General features: G+C 54.6%; 16 protein-coding genes. 7 read left to right on the top strand and 9 right to left on the bottom strand.

Going from position 1 to position 18,594, the window contains the following annotated elements; genetic code table 11:
* Positions 1-12: 12 nt before the first annotated feature.
* Genes TPRIMZ1_RS0108435 through TPRIMZ1_RS0108420 form a run of 4 tightly spaced genes read right to left on the bottom strand, consistent with a single transcriptional unit; the run spans position 13 to position 5,052 of the window.
* Complete coding sequence (locus TPRIMZ1_RS0108435; RefSeq protein WP_010257768.1) at positions 13-1,125, bottom strand: substrate-binding domain-containing protein; 1,113 nt, start codon at positions 1,123-1,125, stop codon at positions 13-15.
* On the bottom strand, positions 1,122-2,588 hold the full coding sequence (locus TPRIMZ1_RS0108430) for a response regulator transcription factor (RefSeq protein ID WP_026043614.1): 1,467 nt from the start codon (positions 2,586-2,588) through the stop codon (positions 1,122-1,124). The genes TPRIMZ1_RS0108435 and TPRIMZ1_RS0108430 overlap by 4 nt, the downstream gene beginning before the upstream one ends.
* Complete coding sequence (locus TPRIMZ1_RS0108425; RefSeq protein WP_232616779.1) at positions 2,573-4,105, bottom strand: sensor histidine kinase; 1,533 nt, start codon at positions 4,103-4,105, stop codon at positions 2,573-2,575. Before TPRIMZ1_RS0108425 ends, TPRIMZ1_RS0108430 begins: the two co-directional genes overlap by 16 nt.
* Positions 4,102-5,052 carry a sugar ABC transporter substrate-binding protein gene (locus tag TPRIMZ1_RS0108420; protein ID WP_010257760.1) on the bottom strand — a complete coding sequence of 317 codons (951 nt, stop codon included), beginning with the start codon at positions 5,050-5,052 and terminating at the stop codon, positions 4,102-4,104. The genes TPRIMZ1_RS0108425 and TPRIMZ1_RS0108420 overlap by 4 nt, the downstream gene beginning before the upstream one ends.
* A 198-nt stretch (positions 5,053-5,250) precedes the next feature.
* On the opposite strand from TPRIMZ1_RS0108420, the gene TPRIMZ1_RS0108415 reads away from it, so the two are divergent.
* From TPRIMZ1_RS0108415 to TPRIMZ1_RS0108400, 4 genes are read left to right on the top strand one after another with little or no spacing between them, the layout of a single operon-like run.
* Positions 5,251-6,291: a M23 family metallopeptidase gene (locus TPRIMZ1_RS0108415; RefSeq protein ID WP_010257758.1), complete on the top strand. Its 1,041-nt coding sequence runs from the start codon at positions 5,251-5,253 to the stop codon at positions 6,289-6,291.
* Positions 6,292-6,319: 28 nt separating this feature from the next.
* On the top strand, positions 6,320-6,763 hold the full coding sequence (locus tag TPRIMZ1_RS0108410; RefSeq protein WP_010257756.1) for a bactofilin family protein: 444 nt from the start codon (positions 6,320-6,322) through the stop codon (positions 6,761-6,763).
* Positions 6,756-7,271 (top strand): YaaR family protein, encoded by a 516-nt coding sequence (locus TPRIMZ1_RS0108405; protein ID WP_010257755.1) that lies wholly within the window; start codon positions 6,756-6,758, stop codon positions 7,269-7,271. Before TPRIMZ1_RS0108410 ends, TPRIMZ1_RS0108405 begins: the two co-directional genes overlap by 8 nt.
* Positions 7,272-7,314: 43 nt before the next feature.
* Positions 7,315-8,283 (top strand): PSP1 domain-containing protein, encoded by a 969-nt coding sequence (locus tag TPRIMZ1_RS0108400; RefSeq protein ID WP_010257753.1) that lies wholly within the window; start codon positions 7,315-7,317, stop codon positions 8,281-8,283.
* A 17-nt stretch (positions 8,284-8,300) separates the two neighbouring features.
* On the opposite strand, the gene TPRIMZ1_RS0108395 is transcribed toward TPRIMZ1_RS0108400, so the two are convergent.
* The 4 genes from TPRIMZ1_RS0108395 to ptsP are packed head-to-tail and all read right to left on the bottom strand — an operon-like array spanning position 8,301 to position 13,040.
* Positions 8,301-9,506, bottom strand: a complete 1,206-nt coding sequence (locus TPRIMZ1_RS0108395; RefSeq protein ID WP_010257751.1) for a small ribosomal subunit Rsm22 family protein — start codon at positions 9,504-9,506, stop codon at positions 8,301-8,303.
* Complete coding sequence (locus TPRIMZ1_RS0108390; protein ID WP_010257748.1) at positions 9,506-9,868, bottom strand: MerR family transcriptional regulator; 363 nt, start codon at positions 9,866-9,868, stop codon at positions 9,506-9,508. Before TPRIMZ1_RS0108390 ends, TPRIMZ1_RS0108395 begins: the two co-directional genes overlap by 1 nt.
* 3 nt (positions 9,869-9,871) lie before the next feature.
* Positions 9,872-11,287, bottom strand: coding sequence for a ribosome biogenesis GTPase Der (gene der / locus TPRIMZ1_RS18700; protein ID WP_010257747.1), 1,416 nt, complete (start codon positions 11,285-11,287; stop codon positions 9,872-9,874).
* Between the two features lie 13 nt (positions 11,288-11,300).
* Positions 11,301-13,040, bottom strand: coding sequence for a phosphoenolpyruvate--protein phosphotransferase (ptsP, locus tag TPRIMZ1_RS0108380; protein ID WP_010257742.1), 1,740 nt, complete (start codon positions 13,038-13,040; stop codon positions 11,301-11,303).
* A 97-nt stretch (positions 13,041-13,137) separates the two neighbouring features.
* Here ptsP and TPRIMZ1_RS0108375 point away from each other — a divergent pair, with 97 nt between their 5' ends.
* The 3 genes from TPRIMZ1_RS0108375 (at position 13,138) to TPRIMZ1_RS0108365 (ending at position 17,857) form a co-directional block, all read left to right on the top strand.
* Positions 13,138-13,341, top strand: a complete 204-nt coding sequence (locus tag TPRIMZ1_RS0108375; protein WP_010257739.1) for a hypothetical protein — start codon at positions 13,138-13,140, stop codon at positions 13,339-13,341.
* Positions 13,341-15,692, top strand: a complete 2,352-nt coding sequence (locus TPRIMZ1_RS0108370) for a B12-binding domain-containing radical SAM protein (RefSeq protein ID WP_010257737.1) — start codon at positions 13,341-13,343, stop codon at positions 15,690-15,692. The genes TPRIMZ1_RS0108375 and TPRIMZ1_RS0108370 overlap by 1 nt, the downstream gene beginning before the upstream one ends.
* An 83-nt stretch (positions 15,693-15,775) precedes the next feature.
* Positions 15,776-17,857 carry a [Fe-Fe] hydrogenase large subunit C-terminal domain-containing protein gene (locus TPRIMZ1_RS0108365; protein WP_010257734.1) on the top strand — a complete coding sequence of 694 codons (2,082 nt, stop codon included), beginning with the start codon at positions 15,776-15,778 and terminating at the stop codon, positions 17,855-17,857.
* Here TPRIMZ1_RS0108365 and TPRIMZ1_RS0108360 read toward each other — a convergent pair.
* Complete coding sequence (locus tag TPRIMZ1_RS0108360; RefSeq protein WP_232616778.1) at positions 17,850-18,470, bottom strand: hypothetical protein; 621 nt, start codon at positions 18,468-18,470, stop codon at positions 17,850-17,852. The two genes, TPRIMZ1_RS0108365 and TPRIMZ1_RS0108360, sit on opposite strands and share 8 nt — an antisense overlap.
* Between the last annotated feature and the right edge of the window lie 124 nt (positions 18,471-18,594).

Raw genomic sequence — 18,594 nt, 5'->3', positions numbered from 1 at the left:
TCATTATTTTACCTACTCAACCGCCCCGTTGAGCACATTGCGGTAAATATCCTCCCGGGAGTGGAACCCGTCCCGTATCACCACATCCATATTGTGTCTGTTCACCGCAATGGGCATCTCGATATATCCGGGGATCATGGAACCGCTCTGGTTATCCACCATGCCGTCCGGAGGGTAGTCCCGCTTTTCCGCCATGGCCATGGCAAGCCGGGCAGCCCGGGCGGCAAGTGTCCCGATGGGCTTATACACCGTCATAAGCTGGAGTCCCTCCACCACCCGCTGGCAGCTGATAAGCTCCGCGTCCTGGCCTACCACTACCACTTCCCCGGCCCGGCGCCGTTCCGATAAGAGCTGTATCGCCGCGTTAGCTATACTGTCGTTGCCGCAGACAATGGCGTCATAGGCGGTGGTTTCTTCAAAGATAGCCCCGATAGTTTCCAGGGCTTCGTCAAAGCTCCACTCCTCAAGCCATATCTCCCGTTCTACCCTTATCTTGCCGGCCGTAATATCCGGATCGAGGATCTCATGCAGCCCTTTGCTGATATCAAAACTGTTAATATCGTGAACCGAACCGTTTACCACCAGATAGGTACCCTGGGGAACCGCTTCCTTCAGGGCTCTGCCGAACTGACGGCCCACTTCCCTGCTGTCAAAGGAGATGTAGGCGTCGATGGGGGTCCCCAGGATCAGCCGGTCATAGGCGATCACCGGAATCCCCGCGTCCCGGACCTGTTTGATCGCCCCGGCTATGGCCTCCGAGTCGTGGGTAATCACCACCAGGATATCTATCTTCTGGTTCGCCATATAGTTTATCTGCGCAATCTGCTCCCGGGTCCCCCCGGCGGAAAGCTGAACCAGCACATCCGCCCCCAGTCCCTGGGCAGCCCCGGAAAATACTTTTACATCCTTGTTCCACCGCTCAATAATAAAAGTCGCCGTAGCCACCGAGAGCCCAATGGTCACCCGCTTTTCCCCGCCCGCCTCCGGGACGCCCTCGCCCGTCCACGCAGCCGCAGGCGGCAAGGACGGCACCGGCGTTGTCCCAGAGGTATCGTTCCTCCCCGAACAGGATAGAAACACCAGCGCTATCAAAAAAAGAACCCCGCGCCCCGCTGTTTTTTTCACCCTTCCCCCCTCTTCTCCGCCGCATATCCCGTAGGCAGAACGCCGGTGGTCTTCTTAAATATCTTGCTGAAGTAATTTGGGTCCTGATATCCCACCGCAAAGGCAACCTCTTTAACATTCATCTTCCCCTCCAGGATAAGCTTCTCCGCCTTTTCCATACGCAGTTCCGTAAGGTAATCCACAAAGTTTGTTTTAAGGTGCTCCGAAAAAAGCCGGCTCAGGTAAGCTGACGAAACCTGGGCAGCCTCGGCCACGGAACTGAGCTGTATACCTTCGGTCTGATGTTCGTGGATATACTCGATAGCTTTACTGAGGGGCATGGGGAAACTGCCGGACCGGTACAGGGTGGCCCGGAACAGGAGCCTCCCAAAGGCATCGGAAGCCCAGGTTTCCCATTCGGCCAATCCCCGCAGGGGCAGAATTTCCTCTGCGGGGTTAAGGGGGGGGTCCTCCTCCGAATGGGCGCCGTAGCACCCCGTACAATCGTCGATGAGGAGCGTAAACAGGGCAGCCATCTTCGCCTTGGCCAGGGTAAAATCACAATAGGTAAAGACCTCCTCCCAGAGGGACCTAAACAGTTTCTTTACCTCCTCCGCCCCGGCGATACCGATCTTATGGCGAATCTGGATAATCCGCATCCGTTCCCGGAGCAGCATATCGGTCCGGTTCAGCCGGTTCTGCAATTCCCGGAGAGCCCCGTTACAAGACTGGTACAGGAGCTGCCCCGGCCGTACCTCGCCGATGCCGTAATAACAGGACCCTTCCGGAAGCTTAATATCCCGCAGTATTACGGTCACCTGTCCATCCAGAGTATCCCGGCCCATATCCTCAAGGATCAGAAAGAGACCGCGGTTCAGCATCACGTCGTACCGGCAGTGGTGGCGGAAGGAAAGCTGTTCGGCAATTTTTTTACACCACAGTTCCGTATCCTGGTCCAGTTCCACCAACAGGACTATCCCCTTATCTGAGGACAGGTTAAACCGCTCCCGGCACCGCTCCCAATCCTCCGGGGATATCTCCTTCCAGATGGTCTTCCGCAGGAACTGCCTTTCCGGCTCATCATCACCCTGGGGGCCCTCTTCAGTAACCCTGTTCTCCAGGGCTTCCCGAACAGTATCCAGGGTAGAGAAAAAGGTTTTTTTCGATACCGGTTTAACCAGATAGGCAAACACCCCCAGGGGTATGGCCCGCTGAGCCAAATCAAACCGTTCATAGGCGGTGGAAAGGATAAAGACCATGGGAGCAAATTTCTTGCGGACCTCGCCGATAACCTCAAGACCGTCCAGACCGGGAATGTTGATATCCATAAAAACCAGATCCGGCTCAAGCTCGTAGATCAGCGCCAGGGCTTCATACCCCGTACGGGCCTTTCCTGCCAGACTAAAGTCGGCGGTACTTTTCAGCATAAATTCATAGCTGTCCAATACCGGCTCCTCATCGTCCACAATCAAAACTCTATACACGGTTTCCTCCCGGTATCGATGCGGATAATGATGGCAGTCCCCTCTCCATTTTTGCCGCTTTCAATGTCTACTACCAATGGGTCGTCGGGATAGAAGAAATACAGCCGTTGGATCACGTTTTCCAGGCCCATAACCCGGGACAGGGAGGACTTGTCTATCGACTGGGGATGGAGCAGATTTTCCCGGGTTTCGCTTGCCATACCGCTGCCGTTATCCTGCACCCGCAGCACCAGCCGGTCCTCCTCAAGGGCTGCGCTCACCCTGATCCGGGATTGCCGGGAGGGACTTTCCCCGGGATAGGCAGGGCTGTCCTTAAAGGCATGGATCACGCAGTTCTCCACCAGGGGCTGAAGTATGGACACCGGTACCTGGTACCGATCCGGAAGGGCATCGTCACAATCCAGGATCAGATCCAGATTCTTGGGAAACCGCACCTTTAGCAGGTAAAAGTAGTAGTTCAGGCCCTCAATCTCGTGCCGCAGGGGAACGATGATATCCTTATTCCGGATGATATGCCTGAAAAGCTTGGCCAGGTATTCCATGTATTCTCCGGTCCGGTCCGCGCCCTCTACGATGGCAAGCTGCATCCCCGTATTCAGGGTGTTGAACAGGAAATGGGGATTCATCTGAGCCTGGAGGGCATAGATCTCCATATGCCGTACCAACCCCTCCATCTTCATATTCCGCATCCGTTCCTGCATAAACTCCTGTTTGATATTTTCCTGCCGGCGTATTTCTTCTATATATTGGTGGATGTCCCGCTTCATCCGGTTAAAGGCCTGCACCAGCTGATCCATTTCCTGGACGGAACTGGTTTCAATGTCGTTACTATCAAAATTTCCCGCAGAGATCTCCACCGCCATGGCGGAAAGCCGGACCAGCGGGCTGGTGATCCGCCCGATAGCGTTGAGCAGCATCAGTGTGGCAAAAATAGAAACAAAAATGATAAACAGGAAGTTCCAAAGCTGCACCGACCATGCATCGGCGATAAATATTCCATAGGCATCCATCTGGTTCCGGGACCGTTCAAGGCTGATTTTGCCTATCTCGCTGTTGATATATTCCAGAAGCCCCGCCATCTCATCGTAGATCCGGGTATAGGCTGAAATATTCCGCCCCCGCTTTTCTTCCATAGCCTGATCCGCCAGATCCAGGTAGGAACGGATCAGAGAGTAGAGTTCCCGTTCCTTAAGATCCGTCTGATCCGCATTGATGGGCATATAGGTGGGAAGCTGCCATCGCAGGGCCTGGGTATCAATCAGTATTTGTGAGAGCGCATTGGAGGAACGGGTGGAAAGGTAATTCAGTAACGGTCCCTGGTAGTCCTCCAGCCCCTTCCGGATGGAGGTGATAAACCGTTCCCGTTCAAAACTCCGGTCCGAAACGGTCTGGAGGCGCATGGAGGAAAACAAGATGTAGGCGGTAGAAAGGACCAGGATGAAAAACACTCCTAAACTGCTCAGGAGCATTTGCAGGCTGATTGAATTACGTATCCTCCGTATCAAAGACAGCGTCACAGGCTGCTCCCGTCGATGATCTTTATCCCCGTGTCGATGGACGCCGGGGTATACCCGGTCTGCTGCAGGGACCAGAGGGAACGAACCGCCTCATAGCCGATCCGTTCCGGGTTAGTCAGGACGCTGCAGGCGATAACCCCCTTGCGGATATTTTCCAGGATTCCCGGATCGTCCCCAAAGCCGATGATATGCACCTGACCCACCAGGTTCATATCAACCAGGGTCTGGGCGGCGGCGAGGGTATCATTGGGATCCGTAAAAACGATGGTATTGATATCCGGGTTGGCCCGAAAGAGCCGGTAGAGGAGTTCCTCAGCGTCCAGGGGATTCAGGTTAGTCCGCAGCCCCAGAACCGGCGCGGCAAGCCGTTCCCCAAGGGCCGCGTTAAGCCCCATCTCTACAAGTTCCCGCTCACCGTATATTCCCGGGGCCTTATCGCTGTACACCAGGGCAAGCCGCAGGGGCCCCTCGCTGATACTTCCCGCCATCAGGCCGATTCTGCGGCCCACATCGAAGTTGTTGGACCCGATAAAAGGCCAGGGTTGATCGTTGGGAACATCGTGGTTGATGATCACCGTCGGGATCTGCCGATTCCCCAGCTTATCCAGCTGCCGCCGGGCCAGGGCATCCTCCAGGTAGGGACAGACAATGGCCCCATCAATCCCCGTATAGGAGGCCATTTCCAGTTCGTTCTTCGCCGGATCTATAGAATGGATGGAAACCGCCGCGTTCAACTCCGCCGCCGCCTGTTCCGCCCCCTGGATAATCCCAGTAAAGAAGGAATTCCGGTTATCGGGTAAATAAAGGGAAAAATGATAATTTCGGGGGGAAACGGCGTCACCGGAGGTACTTTTATAAAGATCCCGGGCAAGGTAGAGGGAAACGAGAAAAGCCATCAGGGACAGTAAACCAAAAAAAACTATCCCAATCTTCAAAAAATGTTTCATTTTTATTGAAAATCTCGTTTCGTTAAGATAAATTCACGGTATAGTATATCCTTTACCGGCTTTTTTGTCAAAACAGGGTATTGTCAAACCAGGGTATTTGACAAAAGAAGTTATTTAGGATACAACAATAATAGGGTGTTATACTATTTGATGTCCTGAAATAAGAATTTGTTCCGATAATTATTATTGAGGTGTATATTGGCGTCGGTTCACGAATATAAACGGTTTGAGAATAACTTGGTTTTAAAGGCGAAAAACCTGACCCTTTTGTTTGGTAAGGGACTCATCTCTTTCCTGCAAACCATTTTCAGAGCCCTAACCCGTCGTTATACCGTTGTTTTGGTCCCCCATTCGGAAAAGAGGGTCTACAATCTCCATGTAACTGTTTTGTCTCTGTGCTGTGCAGCCCTGGTTTTGGCGGGTATTGTGGGGGCATTCTTCTGGTATGGCGCCTCTTACAGCAATACCAAGAGTATCGTGGCGGAAAAAGACGGCCGTCTAAAGAACACCCAGGCCAGCCTGGATCAGCTTAGGGACGAAACTTCCCGGCTTTTGCGGACCGCCCGGGGTTTTGAGGCTGCCCTTTCAAATACCCTTTCCGCCCTTGGGGTGGATACGCCGTCAAATAAGGCCTCCGCCCCATCCATGACCGGGGATCTTTCCTCCTTTTTTGATATTAAAGAAACCGCCGAAGGTACCCTCCAGGAAGTAAACGATGTGCGCCGGCTTTCGGAGTACCTGGCCTCTGCGGTGGAGCCGGTTAAGGAAATTGGTACCCTCCTGGACTCCCAGAGCGCGCTGCTCACGGAAATCCCCAGCGTTTGGCCTATTAAGGGCGGGATCGGCCATATTTCCATGTTCTTTGGGCAAAACGAAAACCCCTTTACGGGCCAGTATTACATCCATAAGGGAATAGATATGTCCACCTACCGTCAGGGAGACGCCATTGTGGCCGCCGCAGACGGGCAGGTGGTTACCGTGGACTACGATGCCACGGGCTTTGGAAACTACATCATTATTAAGCATAAACACGGGTTCTATACACGCTACGGTCATATGCAGCAGTTCCGGGTAACCACCGGACAGCGGGTTCAGCAGGGTGAAACCATCGGCTATATCGGAAACACCGGACTTTCCACGGGTCCCCATTTACACTACGAGGTTCATATCGGTTCCGATGTGGTGGATCCCTTCAAGTACCTCAATATCCGTTCCAGCATAGCAAAAAACGCACGATAGACCTGGGGAACTTAACGGGGGGGTTAGGGTGTCCAACGGCAGACTCGAAGATTTTTCCATAAATACTATTTTAGGTCCCGGTTCCTCAATCAACGGCGATATCGAATCCGGCGGCTTTACCCGGGTAGATGGCAGCATACGGGGGAACCTCAACGCCAGCGGCCGGGTTGTGGTGGGCGAAAAGGCCCGGATGAAGAGCAACATCGGCGGTACCACCGTAACCATAGGAGGGGTGGTGTACGGCAATATCCTTGCCAGCGAGCGGATCATCATCCTCAATACCGGGCTGGTCCTGGGTGACATCATCACCCGGCGCATCCAGGCGGACGAAGGATGTCTTATCCACGGCAAAGTAACCGTTTGCCAGAGCGAGGAAGCCTGGGATAAGGCCGTGGCCGAATACCGTGACGCCCAGGGGGTAAAATCCGCCCTTTCCAGGTTTTCCCTGCGTCCGGAAAAAGTACATGGATAAGATAGACATCCCCGGCAGCGCGCCGATTTTTAATCCCGCCGCCTATACCGTGGCCCGGGGGGAGGCTCAAAAGCCCAAGGATAAGGGCTCCGTTAAGGCCCTTAAAAAGACCCCCTTCTCCCGGCTGCTTGAGGAAAAGGGCGTTCGGGAAGGGGAGGAAGTGGGGGCCCTGCCCGATTATCCTCCATCGGAAGAGGTCCTCCAGGAACTGCTGGACGATGTTCACAGCGCCGGTGATGCCCTACGGCTGCGGCCCCTGGCGGAGGAAATAAAGCAGTACAAACAGGCGGTACGGCATTTTTTACATTATGTGGTGGAGAACGGTTATACGGTAAAGACGGAAAACTACCTTTTTAACCACGAAAAGCGCCGTAAAGTTCAAATAGAGGTGGTAGACCAAAAGCTGGAGGAGCTGGCATCGGGAATACTGTCCGGTCAGCTTGGTCAGGTTCAACTGTTGGCCCGGCTTGATGAGATCACCGGTCTCCTGGTAGATTTATTACAGTGATAACCTGCGGGTTTCTCTACAAACGAATATAAAGGAAAATACTGTGGCCCAATCCGGTGATTATGATGATATAAATAACGATGACGATATTTCCGATGAAGATATCTCCGCCCTTGAGGATAAACCCTCGGATTCCAACATGGAGGAAACCGACGTAATTGTCGTGGCCGGAGAGGAAGCTCTGGCGCCGGACACCCCGGTATACCGGCTCCGGCTCTCCTATTCCAACGAAACCTTTCTTGCCATCCACAAGGGAGAGACCCTGGGCAACGGAAGCTGGGTCCTGGTTCCCACCCGCTACGGCAAGGATCTGGCCCAGATAATCGGCCCGGTTCAGCGCAAGAATTCCTCCTCCTTTTCCGAGGTTGCCCGGATCGAACGGCCCGCCTCTGCGGAAGACCTGGATAAATCCACTTATAACCGGAATCAGGAAAAGGAAGCCTTCCAAATCTGTAAAGAAAAGATCGAAACCCACCGGCTGGAGATGAAACTCGTCTCGGTCCATTACCTCCTGGAGGAGGCTAAGGTTCTGTTTTTCTTTACCGCAGAAAACCGGGTAGATTTCCGGGAATTGGTAAAGGATCTGGTGGGGATCTTTAAAACACGGATAGAACTCCGTCAGATAGGGGTTCGGGATGAATCCCGGGTAGTTGGCGGCCTTGGGGTCTGCGGGCGGGCCTACTGCTGCCACGCGGTTTCGGACAAGTTAAAACCGGTCTCCATAAAAATGGCCAAGGACCAGAACCTTTCCCTCAATTCCATGAAAATCTCCGGTCCCTGCGGCCGGCTCCTCTGCTGCCTCGCCTACGAACACAATTTCTACAACGAACAGCGCCGGCTCATCCCCCAGGAGGGCTGCAAAATAAACTACGACGAATCCCTCTGGAAGGTCATAGAGGTCAACATAGTCATGGGGACAGTAAAACTAAGTACCGAAGACGGCCGGCAGATCTCCCTACCATCAACCCAATTTGAAAAAATCGACGGGCGATGGCAGATAAAGCGAAATTAAAAATAGAAAGTTTAAGTTTACAATGTTGCGCTTAGTCCCAGTACCAGCGCCCCGCTCTTCCCGTCCCGCTTTTCCGGCGTTGTCGCAGTAAGCGTCACCTGCGTCCCGGACTCCAGCGTTTCTACGCCGCCCCTTTTACCGCTTACCAGTACCAGTCCCCGGGCAGAACAGCCGTAACGTCCGTAAAGCGTCCCGGTCAGGGGGAATGGGTCGGAGATGACCCGTACCGGGAGAGAATCTGAGTGGACAGGTTCCGGCGCCGAAGCTGCGGCTGCGTTAACCGGTCCTGCCAGGAGAAAACTCAGGACGGCCCGTTCCTTGGGGATCCTCGCCTCTTCCGAGAGCCGGTGCAGGGCCGCCGGGGCGTCGGTGGTGGTAAAAGCAAAGTGGCACCACTTGGTATCCGCTTTTTCGGAGCGGGAGGCGGCGGCGGGAATACCCGGCAGCGGACAGGGACCGGCGTGGGGACAGGGGGCAAGGGGAAGGCGTCCCTTGGCGGAAAGGGAAGCCCTGAGGAGGCTTATGAATTCGCCGCAGCGGGGGACTCCGGGCTCAAGCGCCAGGATGGAACCCGATTCCAGGGTCAGGGACGAAAGGATGCGGGCCTGTTTTTCCGCAAAGGACGAAAGGGCCGATACCCCGGGGAGCTTCCAGAAAAGTTCGTTAAACAGATTAACTGCGGTAAGCAGCTTAGCCTTGGAGAAACGGACCGGCTCTCCCAGGGAAGCCCGGATTGTTTTGATAGTCCAGGGGCAGCCCGTGTTGGCAGCAGTGTTACTGCCCGTAAGGGCCGCGAATATTTTCTTCCCCGCCTCAAGGGCAGGGCCGGAACGATCCAGGCAGCGGAACTCCAGGGGGAGCTGCCGCAAATCGGGCCGGGATATCCACAGGGCAATAGGCAGGGTAAGGGGGCCGGAACCCAGATCGGTCAGGGCGTCGCCGGCGGAAAGGGGGAGGGACAGGGACGGGAACAGCCGGGCAAGGCGATAGACGTTCCAGGGGAGGAAGTAGCGCAGGTAGGCCGAGAGCAGGGGAGCTTCGTTCAGGTAGGAGTCGTTCCGCTCCCCCCGGCCGCTGGTAAGGAGGCGGGAAAGTTCCGCCACATCCCGGCTCAGGCCGGAACGGAAACGCTTCGGTATGGGGAGGACCTGATCGACCAGGGCGGGGATTGAATCTACCTGCCGCCGTATTTCCGGATCCAAAGGGGGAAAGAGCGTTTCCATCAAACAGGGCCTTGGTCATTCGCGGGGGGCTGGGTTGGACCGTCCGGCTGGTGAACCAGGAAGTACAGATCCACCAGGTCCGAGCGAAGCGCTTCAATGTACGCTTTGAGATTTTGGTTTTCAATCCCGCCGCCGGTAAATTCCCGGAAGAGCTGTTCACGGGCGCCCTCAATAGTAAAACGGCGATCGTAGAGGAGGTACTTCAGCCGGAAGAAGATCAGCAGGTCCCGCTTGGCGTAGACCCGTCTGCCGGCAAGGTCTTTGCGGCTCTGAATCAGGGGGACCTCCTTTTCCCAGTAGCGGATCACATGGGCCTTAACCCCCAGGAGTTTTTCCAGATCCCCAATCCCGTAGGCTGCCATGGCTCAACGCCGATCCTTTCGGGAACTATTCTTCCGGGTCAAATCGTTCTTGGCGGAAGCGCGTATCTCTATGCCTAAGGGGATCAGGGAATAGCCCAGGTCCCGGCGTATCTTGTTTCGCAGGTAACTGACGTAGGATTCGCTCACCGCCTTGGGACGGGAGGCGAAGACGATAAACTTCACGGGGTTGTCCGAAACCTGGACGGCGTACTTCAGCTTGAACCGGGTTTGGGGGCCCGACGGCGGCGGACTTTCCGTAAGCCAGCGTTCCAGGGCCTGGTTCAGGGCGCCCGTATCGGTGTGGAGATTAAGCTGGGCGTGCATCCGAACCGCGGTGTTGAGCAGTGCATCAATACCGGAACCGGTTTGGGCGCTGACCGGCAGGATGGGGGCGTATTCCATCTGCCCAAAGAGGAAATGGATACGATCCTGCACCGCAGTAAAGGTGTTTTTTACATCCGGCATGGTATCCCACTTGTTGAGGACCATGATGATCCCCCGGCCCCGCTCATCCGCCAGGGCGGCGATCTTCTTGTCCTGATCCGAAAGCCCCTCCTGGGCATCAATCATTAGAAATACTATATCTGCATCATCCATGGTTTTGATGGCCCGATTCACCGAATAGTATTCGATGTTCTCCGTAACCTTGCTTTTCCGGCGTATCCCCGCGGTATCCAGGACCTGGAAATCCCGGTTCTTGTAAGAAAAATGGCCCTCCACCACATCCCTAGTGGTACCGGGTATATCGCTTACAATGGAGGCCGTAGTTGAGGTAAGGCGGTTCGAAAGGGTGGACTTCCCCGTATTGGGTTTCCCCACGATAGCTATCCTGATGGGCCGCTTATCCGGATCGTCAAGCTCAACCTTGGAAAAATCGAGCCGGGCGATGATGGCGTCCTCCAGATCCCCCACATTGTCCCCGTGTTCGGCGGAGATCATCAAAACCTTGTCAAAGCCGTAAGAGAGGATATTCCAGGACTCGTTTTCCCGGCGGCCCCCCTCGGTCTTGTTCACCACCGCTAAAAGTTTTTTCTGGTACGGCCGCAGCAAGCCGATGAATTCCTCATCCTCCGGGGTAAGTTCCCCCGCTTCCAGGATCAGGAGAATCAGATCCGCGCTTTCCAGGGCTCCCAGGGTCTTCTCCACAACCAGGTCGTCCAGGGTATCGTCGGGAATATCCCTGCCGCCGTCGGCTTTGCGGTCCAGCTTAAAGCCGCCGGTATCCATAAGCCGCAGGGGTTTCCCGTTGATAAAGGCGTCCATGGCCACGGGGTCCCGGGTTACCCCCGGAGTCGGATCCGTGATGGCGCGCCGCGTATGGAGGAGGCGATTGAAAAGGGTGGATTTGCCCACATTGGGACGGCCGGCCAAGACTACCGTGGGGAGCTTCCGGTACTTGTCCCGGGGATCAAATTCCATTATGGCGGATCCTTCACTTGGCGGGGAAATATTCGGCCATCCAGGCGTTGACCAAGGTATCGGTCTGCTTGTAGGAGACACTGGCCATGGCTTTTTCCGCCAGGTCACGGCAGCTTTCGAGGGTGGTCCCCCGGATGATCCGTTTAACGATAGGGATGGCCGAGGCGGCCATGCTGAATTCGTCCAGCCCGAGGCCTAAGAGTATGGGCGTCGCAAAGGAAGCCCCTGCCAATTCCCCGCACATGGCGGCCTTGATACCCCTGGAATGGGCGGCGTCGATGGTCAGCTTGAGGAGCCGGAGTACCGCCGGATGGAAAGGCTGGGCAAGGTAGCTTACCTTTTCATTTCCCCGGTCAACCGCCAGGGTATATTGGAGAAGATCGTTGGTCCCTATGGAGAAAAAATCCGATTTCCGGGCCAGAACATCCGCAGTAAGGGCAGCAGAGGGGATTTCGATCATGGTCCCCACCTCTATCTTTTTGGCAAAACGCTGCTTTTTCTGCAGGCATTCCGCCTTCGCTTCCTCCAATAAAGAAAGGGCCTGCTCCAACTCCTCAACCCCGGAGATCATGGGGAACATGATCTTTACATTTCCATAGGCACTGGCCCGGAGTATAGCCCTAAGCTGGGTCTTAAAAAGGTCCGGCCGGGCAAGGCACATACGTATGGCCCTCCAGCCCAGGAGCGGATTTTTATCATCCGCCGGCTGAATATTGGGGGATACCTTATCGCCTCCCACATCCAGGGTCCGGATAGTCACCGGCAGATCTCCCATGGCTTTCAGCACCGAACTATAGGCCTGGTACTGCCACTCCTCCTCCGCAGCCTGACCGGGGGTAAGGAAAAGAAATTCCGAACGGTAGAGGCCTATACCCTCGGCGCCATAGTGCAGAACCGCCTCCGCTTCCTCGGGTACTTCGATATTGGCCTTGAGGCATACCCGGTGTCCGTCCTTGGTTTCCGCCGGCAGATCCACCTCCGAAAGGAGTTTATCCCGTTTCCGCTGGTATTGTTTTATGGCATCCTGGTATTTAAGCAGGACATTCTTACTGGGATTGATGATAACCTGACCGGCGCCGCCGTCCACCACCAGGATATCACCGGTGGTGATCTCCCTGGTAACCGTGGAAAGCCCCAATACCGCCGGTACGCCGAAGGCCCGGGCCAGGATGGCGGTATGGGAGGTCCGACCCCCCATGTCCATCAGAATACCCTTGACCCTATCTTTATTCATGGCTAATACTTCCGACGGCATAAGATCGTGGGCAACCAGGATAACGTCCTCGGTCAGATCCGCCAGGGAAAATTCCTTTACCCCCAGGAGCTTATGCATCAGCCGGTGGGACACATCGGCAATATCCACCGCCCGTTCCCGAAGATAGGCGTCGGAAGAGGACAGCATCTTTGAGGTAATTCTGCGGGAAATATCCGAAACAACCCATTCAATGTTTTCACGATCCGCTTCCAGCTCTTTCTTAATCTGATCCTGAAATTCCGTATCCTCCAGCATCATCAGGTGGGCCTGAAAAATATCCGCTTTTTCCTTACTCGTTTCTTGGACAGCCTTGTCATACAGGGCACGGACATCCGCCGCCGCAGCCTCGGTGGCCGTAAGAAAACGCCGCCACTCCGAATCGATCTGAGTCTTTCCTATGGCATACCGGGGAATATCCTGGAATTCGTTCCCCTGATAGAGAAAAAACTTCCCAATAACGATACCCGGGGATGCGGAAACACCGCTCAACTTCTTCATATTATTGAAGAATACCCCAAGAGCCGGGAACTGTCAAATGCCGGACCTTTGCGAAAAGCCGAGCTTTTCCTATAATGAATGCAGGAGAAGATTTTAGGTGCCAAAGGACAATGAACACCAGGACAAAAAGCCCCGCGCCCCGGACTGTCTCAAGTGCGTCTATTTTAAGGTTACCTGGGAACCTGCCTTCCCCCGTTCCTGTGCGGTATTCGGCATCAAAAGTCGGAACCTCCCCTCCCTTGAGGTACTCTCCGCCACCGGACGCCACTGCCCCAGCTTCCAGCCAAAGGAAGGCTTTTAGTGTTTTGTCTGGTCCAACCGCCCCTGTCGCAGCTTAACTCCCCCTACCCTGCCCCGTATTACCTGAAAACTTTTCTTGAAGGCCGGGGTTATCAGGTCCGGGTCCAGGATCATTCCATCGGCCTCTTTGAACGGATCTTTTGCCGCCCCGGGCTGGAACGGATTTTTACCGACGCCAAGGCAGCGGCTAAGCCGAGCCAAAAAAATCAACTGGAACGGATTTTTACCGACGCCAAGGCAGCGGCTAAGCCGAGCCAAAAAAATCAAAATGTTCTCTATAATATAGACCGTTTCCTCTCCGAGGAGGATCGCTGGCTTTCCTCCATAGACCGGCTGATTGATTTTCTTCGCGGCCGTGATCGGGAGTTCGGCCACCTTCTGGCCTTGGCAAACGGCGTTCTCCCCGGGGGTCCCCGATTCGACGCTTGCCTGGATTCCCTGGACGGAAACCCCCTGAGCGATGACGCCCCTCTCCTAGCAAGCAAACTTCTTGCGGATCTGGCAGACTTTATCACCGTCACGGTGGACCCCTCCTTCAGCCTTATCCGTTACGCCGGCAGTTTTAGTGCAGGGTTTCGGGATTTTTCTGCGGTGGAGCAAGGCCTCGACAGTTATATTCTGCGGGAATTCTACCGTCCCCTGCTTGAGGATCAGTGGGACGCACTGGACCGGCTTATTACCGCAGGCAACGATCCCCTGGTAATTGGCGTAACCATCCCGTTCCCGGGTTGTCTCGCCGGGGCCCTTGTCTGCGCGGCATCCGCCAAAGCCCGGTACGGCAGCAATGTTACCACCATTGCCGGGGGCGGTTATGTAAACACGGAACTCCGGTTTATGGAGGAGCCGGCGTTTTTCGACTACTTTGATTACCTGTCCTTTGACCGGGGTTACGGTTCCCTGGCAGCCATCCTGGAACATACCGAAGATACGCCGGTATACAAAACCAAGTACCGGTCCCGCCTTGATTGCCGTGTTATAAGCGATCCGAGCATTAACAGTATTTCTACCCTTGGGGATATTGACCGTGATGCAGTACGAACCGTCTTCCCCGATTACAGCGCCGTGGATTTTTCCCGTTATCTCCGTCCCGTGGACGATCTTAACCCCATGCACCGGCTCTGGTCCGATGGCCGCTGGCTCAAGGCCTACCTGGCCCACGGCTGCTACTGGCACGCCTGCGCTTTCTGCGATGTGCAGCTCGACTACATCCGGTGCTTTGAGCCCCTGGAACCACAGGCCCTTTTCCAACATCTGCAGGACCAGGCGGAAAAAACCGGCGTCCGCGGCATCCATCTGGTGGACGAAGCGGCTCCGTCGGATTCCCTGCTTCGCCTTGCCCTGCTGAACCGGGAGGCGGGACTTCCAGGACAGCTAAAGCAGCCTGGACAGCTAAAGCAGCCTGGACAGCTAAAGCAGTCTTTGATCTTCTGGGGAAACATCCGCTTTGAAAAGAATTTTACCCCGGACACTGCGACTATCCTTGCTGCAGGAGGATTGGTGGGCGTTTCCGGAGGAATCGAGGTTGCCGCTGAAGAGGGTTTTAAGCGCATTGGTAAGGGAATCGGCCTTAGGGATGTGGTTAATGCCTGCGCCGCTTTTAAGGAAGCGGGCATCCTGACCCATGCCTACCTGATCTACGGATATTGGGACCAGGACGACCAGGAGATCATCGATTCCGCAGAAATACTGCGCCAGCTTTTTGCGGCGGGTCTCCTGGATTCCGCCTTCTGGCACAAGTTCGTCCTGACCGTACATTCCCGGATCTACGCCGAATGGGAACAGGGCAAACACCCGGCACTTGTAGTTAAGGACGATGACAAACAACGGAACCTATTTGCCCTGAACGATCTATCCTTTGCAGGGGAAGACCGGTTCGACCGCTTCACCGGGCCCCTGGACCAGCTCCTGGCCGCATGGATGGCCGGAGAAACTTCGGCTCCGGTGGAACAGGGCTTCCCCTTTACGATTCCTAAACCGAATGTAGCAGCGGATCTGGTAGAGGGACTCCTGGACGAGTACGCCCGGAACCGGGACCGTAATCGCGCTACTTGCAACGCAATTCCCGGCAAAACGGACCGCGTACTTTTCCTGGGCTCAAGACCGATAGTACAAAATACCGCCCGGGAGACCGTCCTCTTCTGGCGATGGCGGCTGGAAGACCGGCTGTTACCGATTGGGCCAATACGGGAGAAAGCAGCGGCAACAGCAATACTGCTAGAGAAAGCGGCGCAAAATGACGGCCTTGACGCTGCAGATTTTTACCGGGATCTGACGCGACTCCTCGGGGACAGCGCAGCGGAAAAAGCCTGGAAAATTTTGCGGGAGGGAGGGTTGGTGCAATATAAAGAATAACTGAACTTATTAGCGGAGATACTTGATTTTTTTTGTATTGTATGCTATTTTTAAGGTTGATTTTTCTAAATTTGCGGGGATTTATGGAAAACGTCACCATGCGGCCGATTATCAAAGTTCTGGAAGATAAATGTATCAACTGCCATCGTTGTATCATGGTGTGCCCGGTAAAGATGTGTAACAACGGGTCCGGGGCCATTGTGGACCACCACAGCGACCTCTGCATCGGCTGCGGGGAATGTATCACCGTCTGCTCCCACGGGGCGCGGATAGGGATCGATGACTTTGATGAATTTATGGCGGATCTTAAAAAGGGCGTCAAAATCGTCGTTATTGTGGCCCCCGCTGCGGCGGCCAGTTTTGAGGGTAAATACCTGGAACTGAACGGGCTCCTGAAATCTTTGGGGGCAAAGGCAGTTTTTGACGTAAGTTTCGGGGCGGAACTGACGGTTAAGTCCTACCTGGACTACATGAAAAAGAAAAATCCCCTCACGGTTATTTCCCAGCCCTGCCCCACCCTGGTTTCCTTCATCGAAATGTACCGCCCCGAGCTCATCCCCTACCTGGCTCCGGCAGACAGCCCCATGATGCACATGATGAAGGCTATCAAGAAATATTATCCCCAATACTCGGACTGTAAGATCGCGGCCATATCCCCCTGCTATTCCAAGCGGCGGGAATTCGCTGCCTGCGGAATCGGGGACTACAACGTTACCTTCAATTCCATCCAAAACTGGATGGATAGCAAGAAAGATACTATCGCCAATTATAAGGCGGAGGATTACGATAATCCCCCGGCGGAACGGGCGGTGCTGTTCTCATCCCCCGGGGGGCTCATGCGGACGGTTCAGCGTTACGACAAGGATATCAACAGCAAAACCCGGAAGATCGAAGGGTCCCCCGAGGTCTACCATTACATGGCCTACCTTTCGGAGGCTATCAGGAAATCCAACGGCCCGGTATTCAAGCTCATCGACTGCCTTAACTGCGCCATGGGCTGTAACGGCGGGCCCGGTACGGGGAACCGGGGGAAACACCTGGACGATGTGGAATACCTGATAGAGCAGCGGCAGATGGAGACCCGGAAAAAATATCAGCCAAAAAATATTTTTCAGAAACTCTTCGCCCGGAACAAACTGGAAAAGCTGCTGGACAAATACTGGGAGGATGGCCTGTACAGCCGTTCATATATCGATCGGTCGGCGATATTCAAGGAGATGGTTATCGACCCTTCGGAGCAGCAAATCCAGGCGGTCTTTACCAGGATGCACAAAACCAGCAGCAGCGATATCCTCAACTGCGGCGCCTGCGGGTACCGGAACTGCGAGCAGATGGCGGTTGCCATTATCAACGGCCTGAACAAGATGGAAAATTGCCGGCACTATGTGGAGATTGAAAAAACCCTCCGGAATGAAGAGTCGGTCAAACAGAAACTCAACACGGTCTACGATCATACCCTGGGGGAGATGAATAAAAACCTGGGGGGCATCAGTTCCCTTTCGCTCAATATCGGCGAAACGGCGAACCATGTTCTTTCCTCATCCACCGCCATAGAGCAGATGGTGGAAAATACCCGTTCCATCCATCAAACCCTGGAACAGAACGCCCGGACAGTTTTACTGCTCAACGAGTCATCCTCGGAAGGGAAGAACCGGCTGCACCGCATCGCGGAACTGATAGATGATGTCTCCGCCCAATCCGACGCGCTTATCGAAGCCTGCAGCGTCATCGGGGACATTGCGGAGCAGACCAGCATCCTGGGGATGAACGCCGCCATTGAAGCGGCCCACGCCGGGGAAGCGGTGGGCAAGGGCTTTTCGGTGGTCGCCTCGGAAATCCGCAAGCTCGCCGACAATTCCAACAAGCAGGCGGCGGAAATCGCCGGGAGCCTTAAAAATATCAAGGCCCTGATCGACAGTTCCAAAGAATCCTCCGGTCAGGCGGAACAGCAATTTGACACCATGGTAAGCCTTATCAACACCGTCAAGAACGAGGAACTACACATCAATAACGCCATGGAGGTGCATAGCAGCGGGGGGAATCAAGTTATCCAGTCCCTGAACGAAATCAACAGCCTGATCCTCAAGGTCAAAGAAGAATCCGCCTCCCTATTGTCCAGCAGTGAAACTATCATCGAGGATATCCGCGGGTTGAAAGCTATGTAGCTCGCTTCCCCAGACTCCTGCCTCCCCAGGCCAGTAACACCGCCAGCCCATACCCGGTAAAAGACGAAATCATCCGGTCAAGCAGGTTCATCGGAATACGCGAGCCTATGGACACAATAATGGCGGGCAGATGTCTTCGTACCAGGGCGAGTCTGAAATTCAGTTCAGGGGATACGGGATCAGCAATCAATGATGAATTAAAATGCTCAATAATTACCGCAAAAAAGCCCCCAAGAACGCTTATAACCAGGCATAGGGCAAAAGATAAAAGGACAAGCACAATGGCCCTTCCCATCAGATCCTGGAGCCAGAGGCTTTTCCCTTGGTTGTTGGAAAGTGGTTTTTCCGAATTTCCAGCGCTAGAATTAATACCCAGCTCCTGGGGAAACCAGCGGATAAAGAGGGCAGTAACCAGGGCCACCGCTATATTACAGAAGGCGTACAGATAGGGGAGCCAGCCGTAAAAAAAGATGCTTTGCTCAATCAGATTGGTCAGGGTACCGGTTAAGGCGCCCCAGAACACCCCGCCGTAGAACGTGACGGTCATGGTCAGCACCGTGTCCAGAAACAGGGGAATACCCAGCCGACCCCGTGAAAAATACTGGATCAGCATATTAAGCAGGGCCCCTGCAATAGATACAAAAAGCAAAACAAGCGGATTTTTCGTTCTATGGCCTGAAACAGACTGCATAGACGTATTAAAAACCTTTATTGCCCTTTTGTCCAGTTTTGTATTA

This window comes from Treponema primitia ZAS-1, from assembly GCF_000297095.1.
Lineage (GTDB): Bacteria > Spirochaetota > Spirochaetia > Treponematales > Breznakiellaceae > Termitinema > Termitinema primitia_A.
The sequence above is the reverse complement of the archived record's forward strand: the minus strand, read 5'-3'. Positions and strand labels throughout refer to the sequence as shown.

What these genes read in the sequence shown, in the direction of transcription:
- TPRIMZ1_RS0108360 (WP_232616778.1), bottom strand. Translation starts at nt 18,470, where the DNA reads ATGCTGATCCAGTATTTTTCACGGGGTCGGCTGGGTATTCCCCTGTTT.
- TPRIMZ1_RS0108390 (WP_010257748.1), bottom strand. Translation starts at nt 9,868, where the DNA reads ATGGCAGCCTACGGGATTGGGGATCTGGAAAAACTCCTGGGGGTTAAG.
- TPRIMZ1_RS0108420 (WP_010257760.1), bottom strand. Translation starts at nt 5,052, where the DNA reads ATGAAACATTTTTTGAAGATTGGGATAGTTTTTTTTGGTTTACTGTCC.
- der (WP_010257747.1), bottom strand. Translation starts at nt 11,287, where the DNA reads ATGGAATTTGATCCCCGGGACAAGTACCGGAAGCTCCCCACGGTAGTC.
- ptsP (WP_010257742.1), bottom strand. Translation starts at nt 13,040, where the DNA reads ATGAAGAAGTTGAGCGGTGTTTCCGCATCCCCGGGTATCGTTATTGGG.
- TPRIMZ1_RS0108395 (WP_010257751.1), bottom strand. Translation starts at nt 9,506, where the DNA reads ATGGAAACGCTCTTTCCCCCTTTGGATCCGGAAATACGGCGGCAGGTA.
- TPRIMZ1_RS0108365 (WP_010257734.1), top strand. Translation starts at nt 15,776, where the DNA reads ATGGAAAACGTCACCATGCGGCCGATTATCAAAGTTCTGGAAGATAAA.
- TPRIMZ1_RS0108405 (WP_010257755.1), top strand. Translation starts at nt 6,756, where the DNA reads ATGGATAAGATAGACATCCCCGGCAGCGCGCCGATTTTTAATCCCGCC.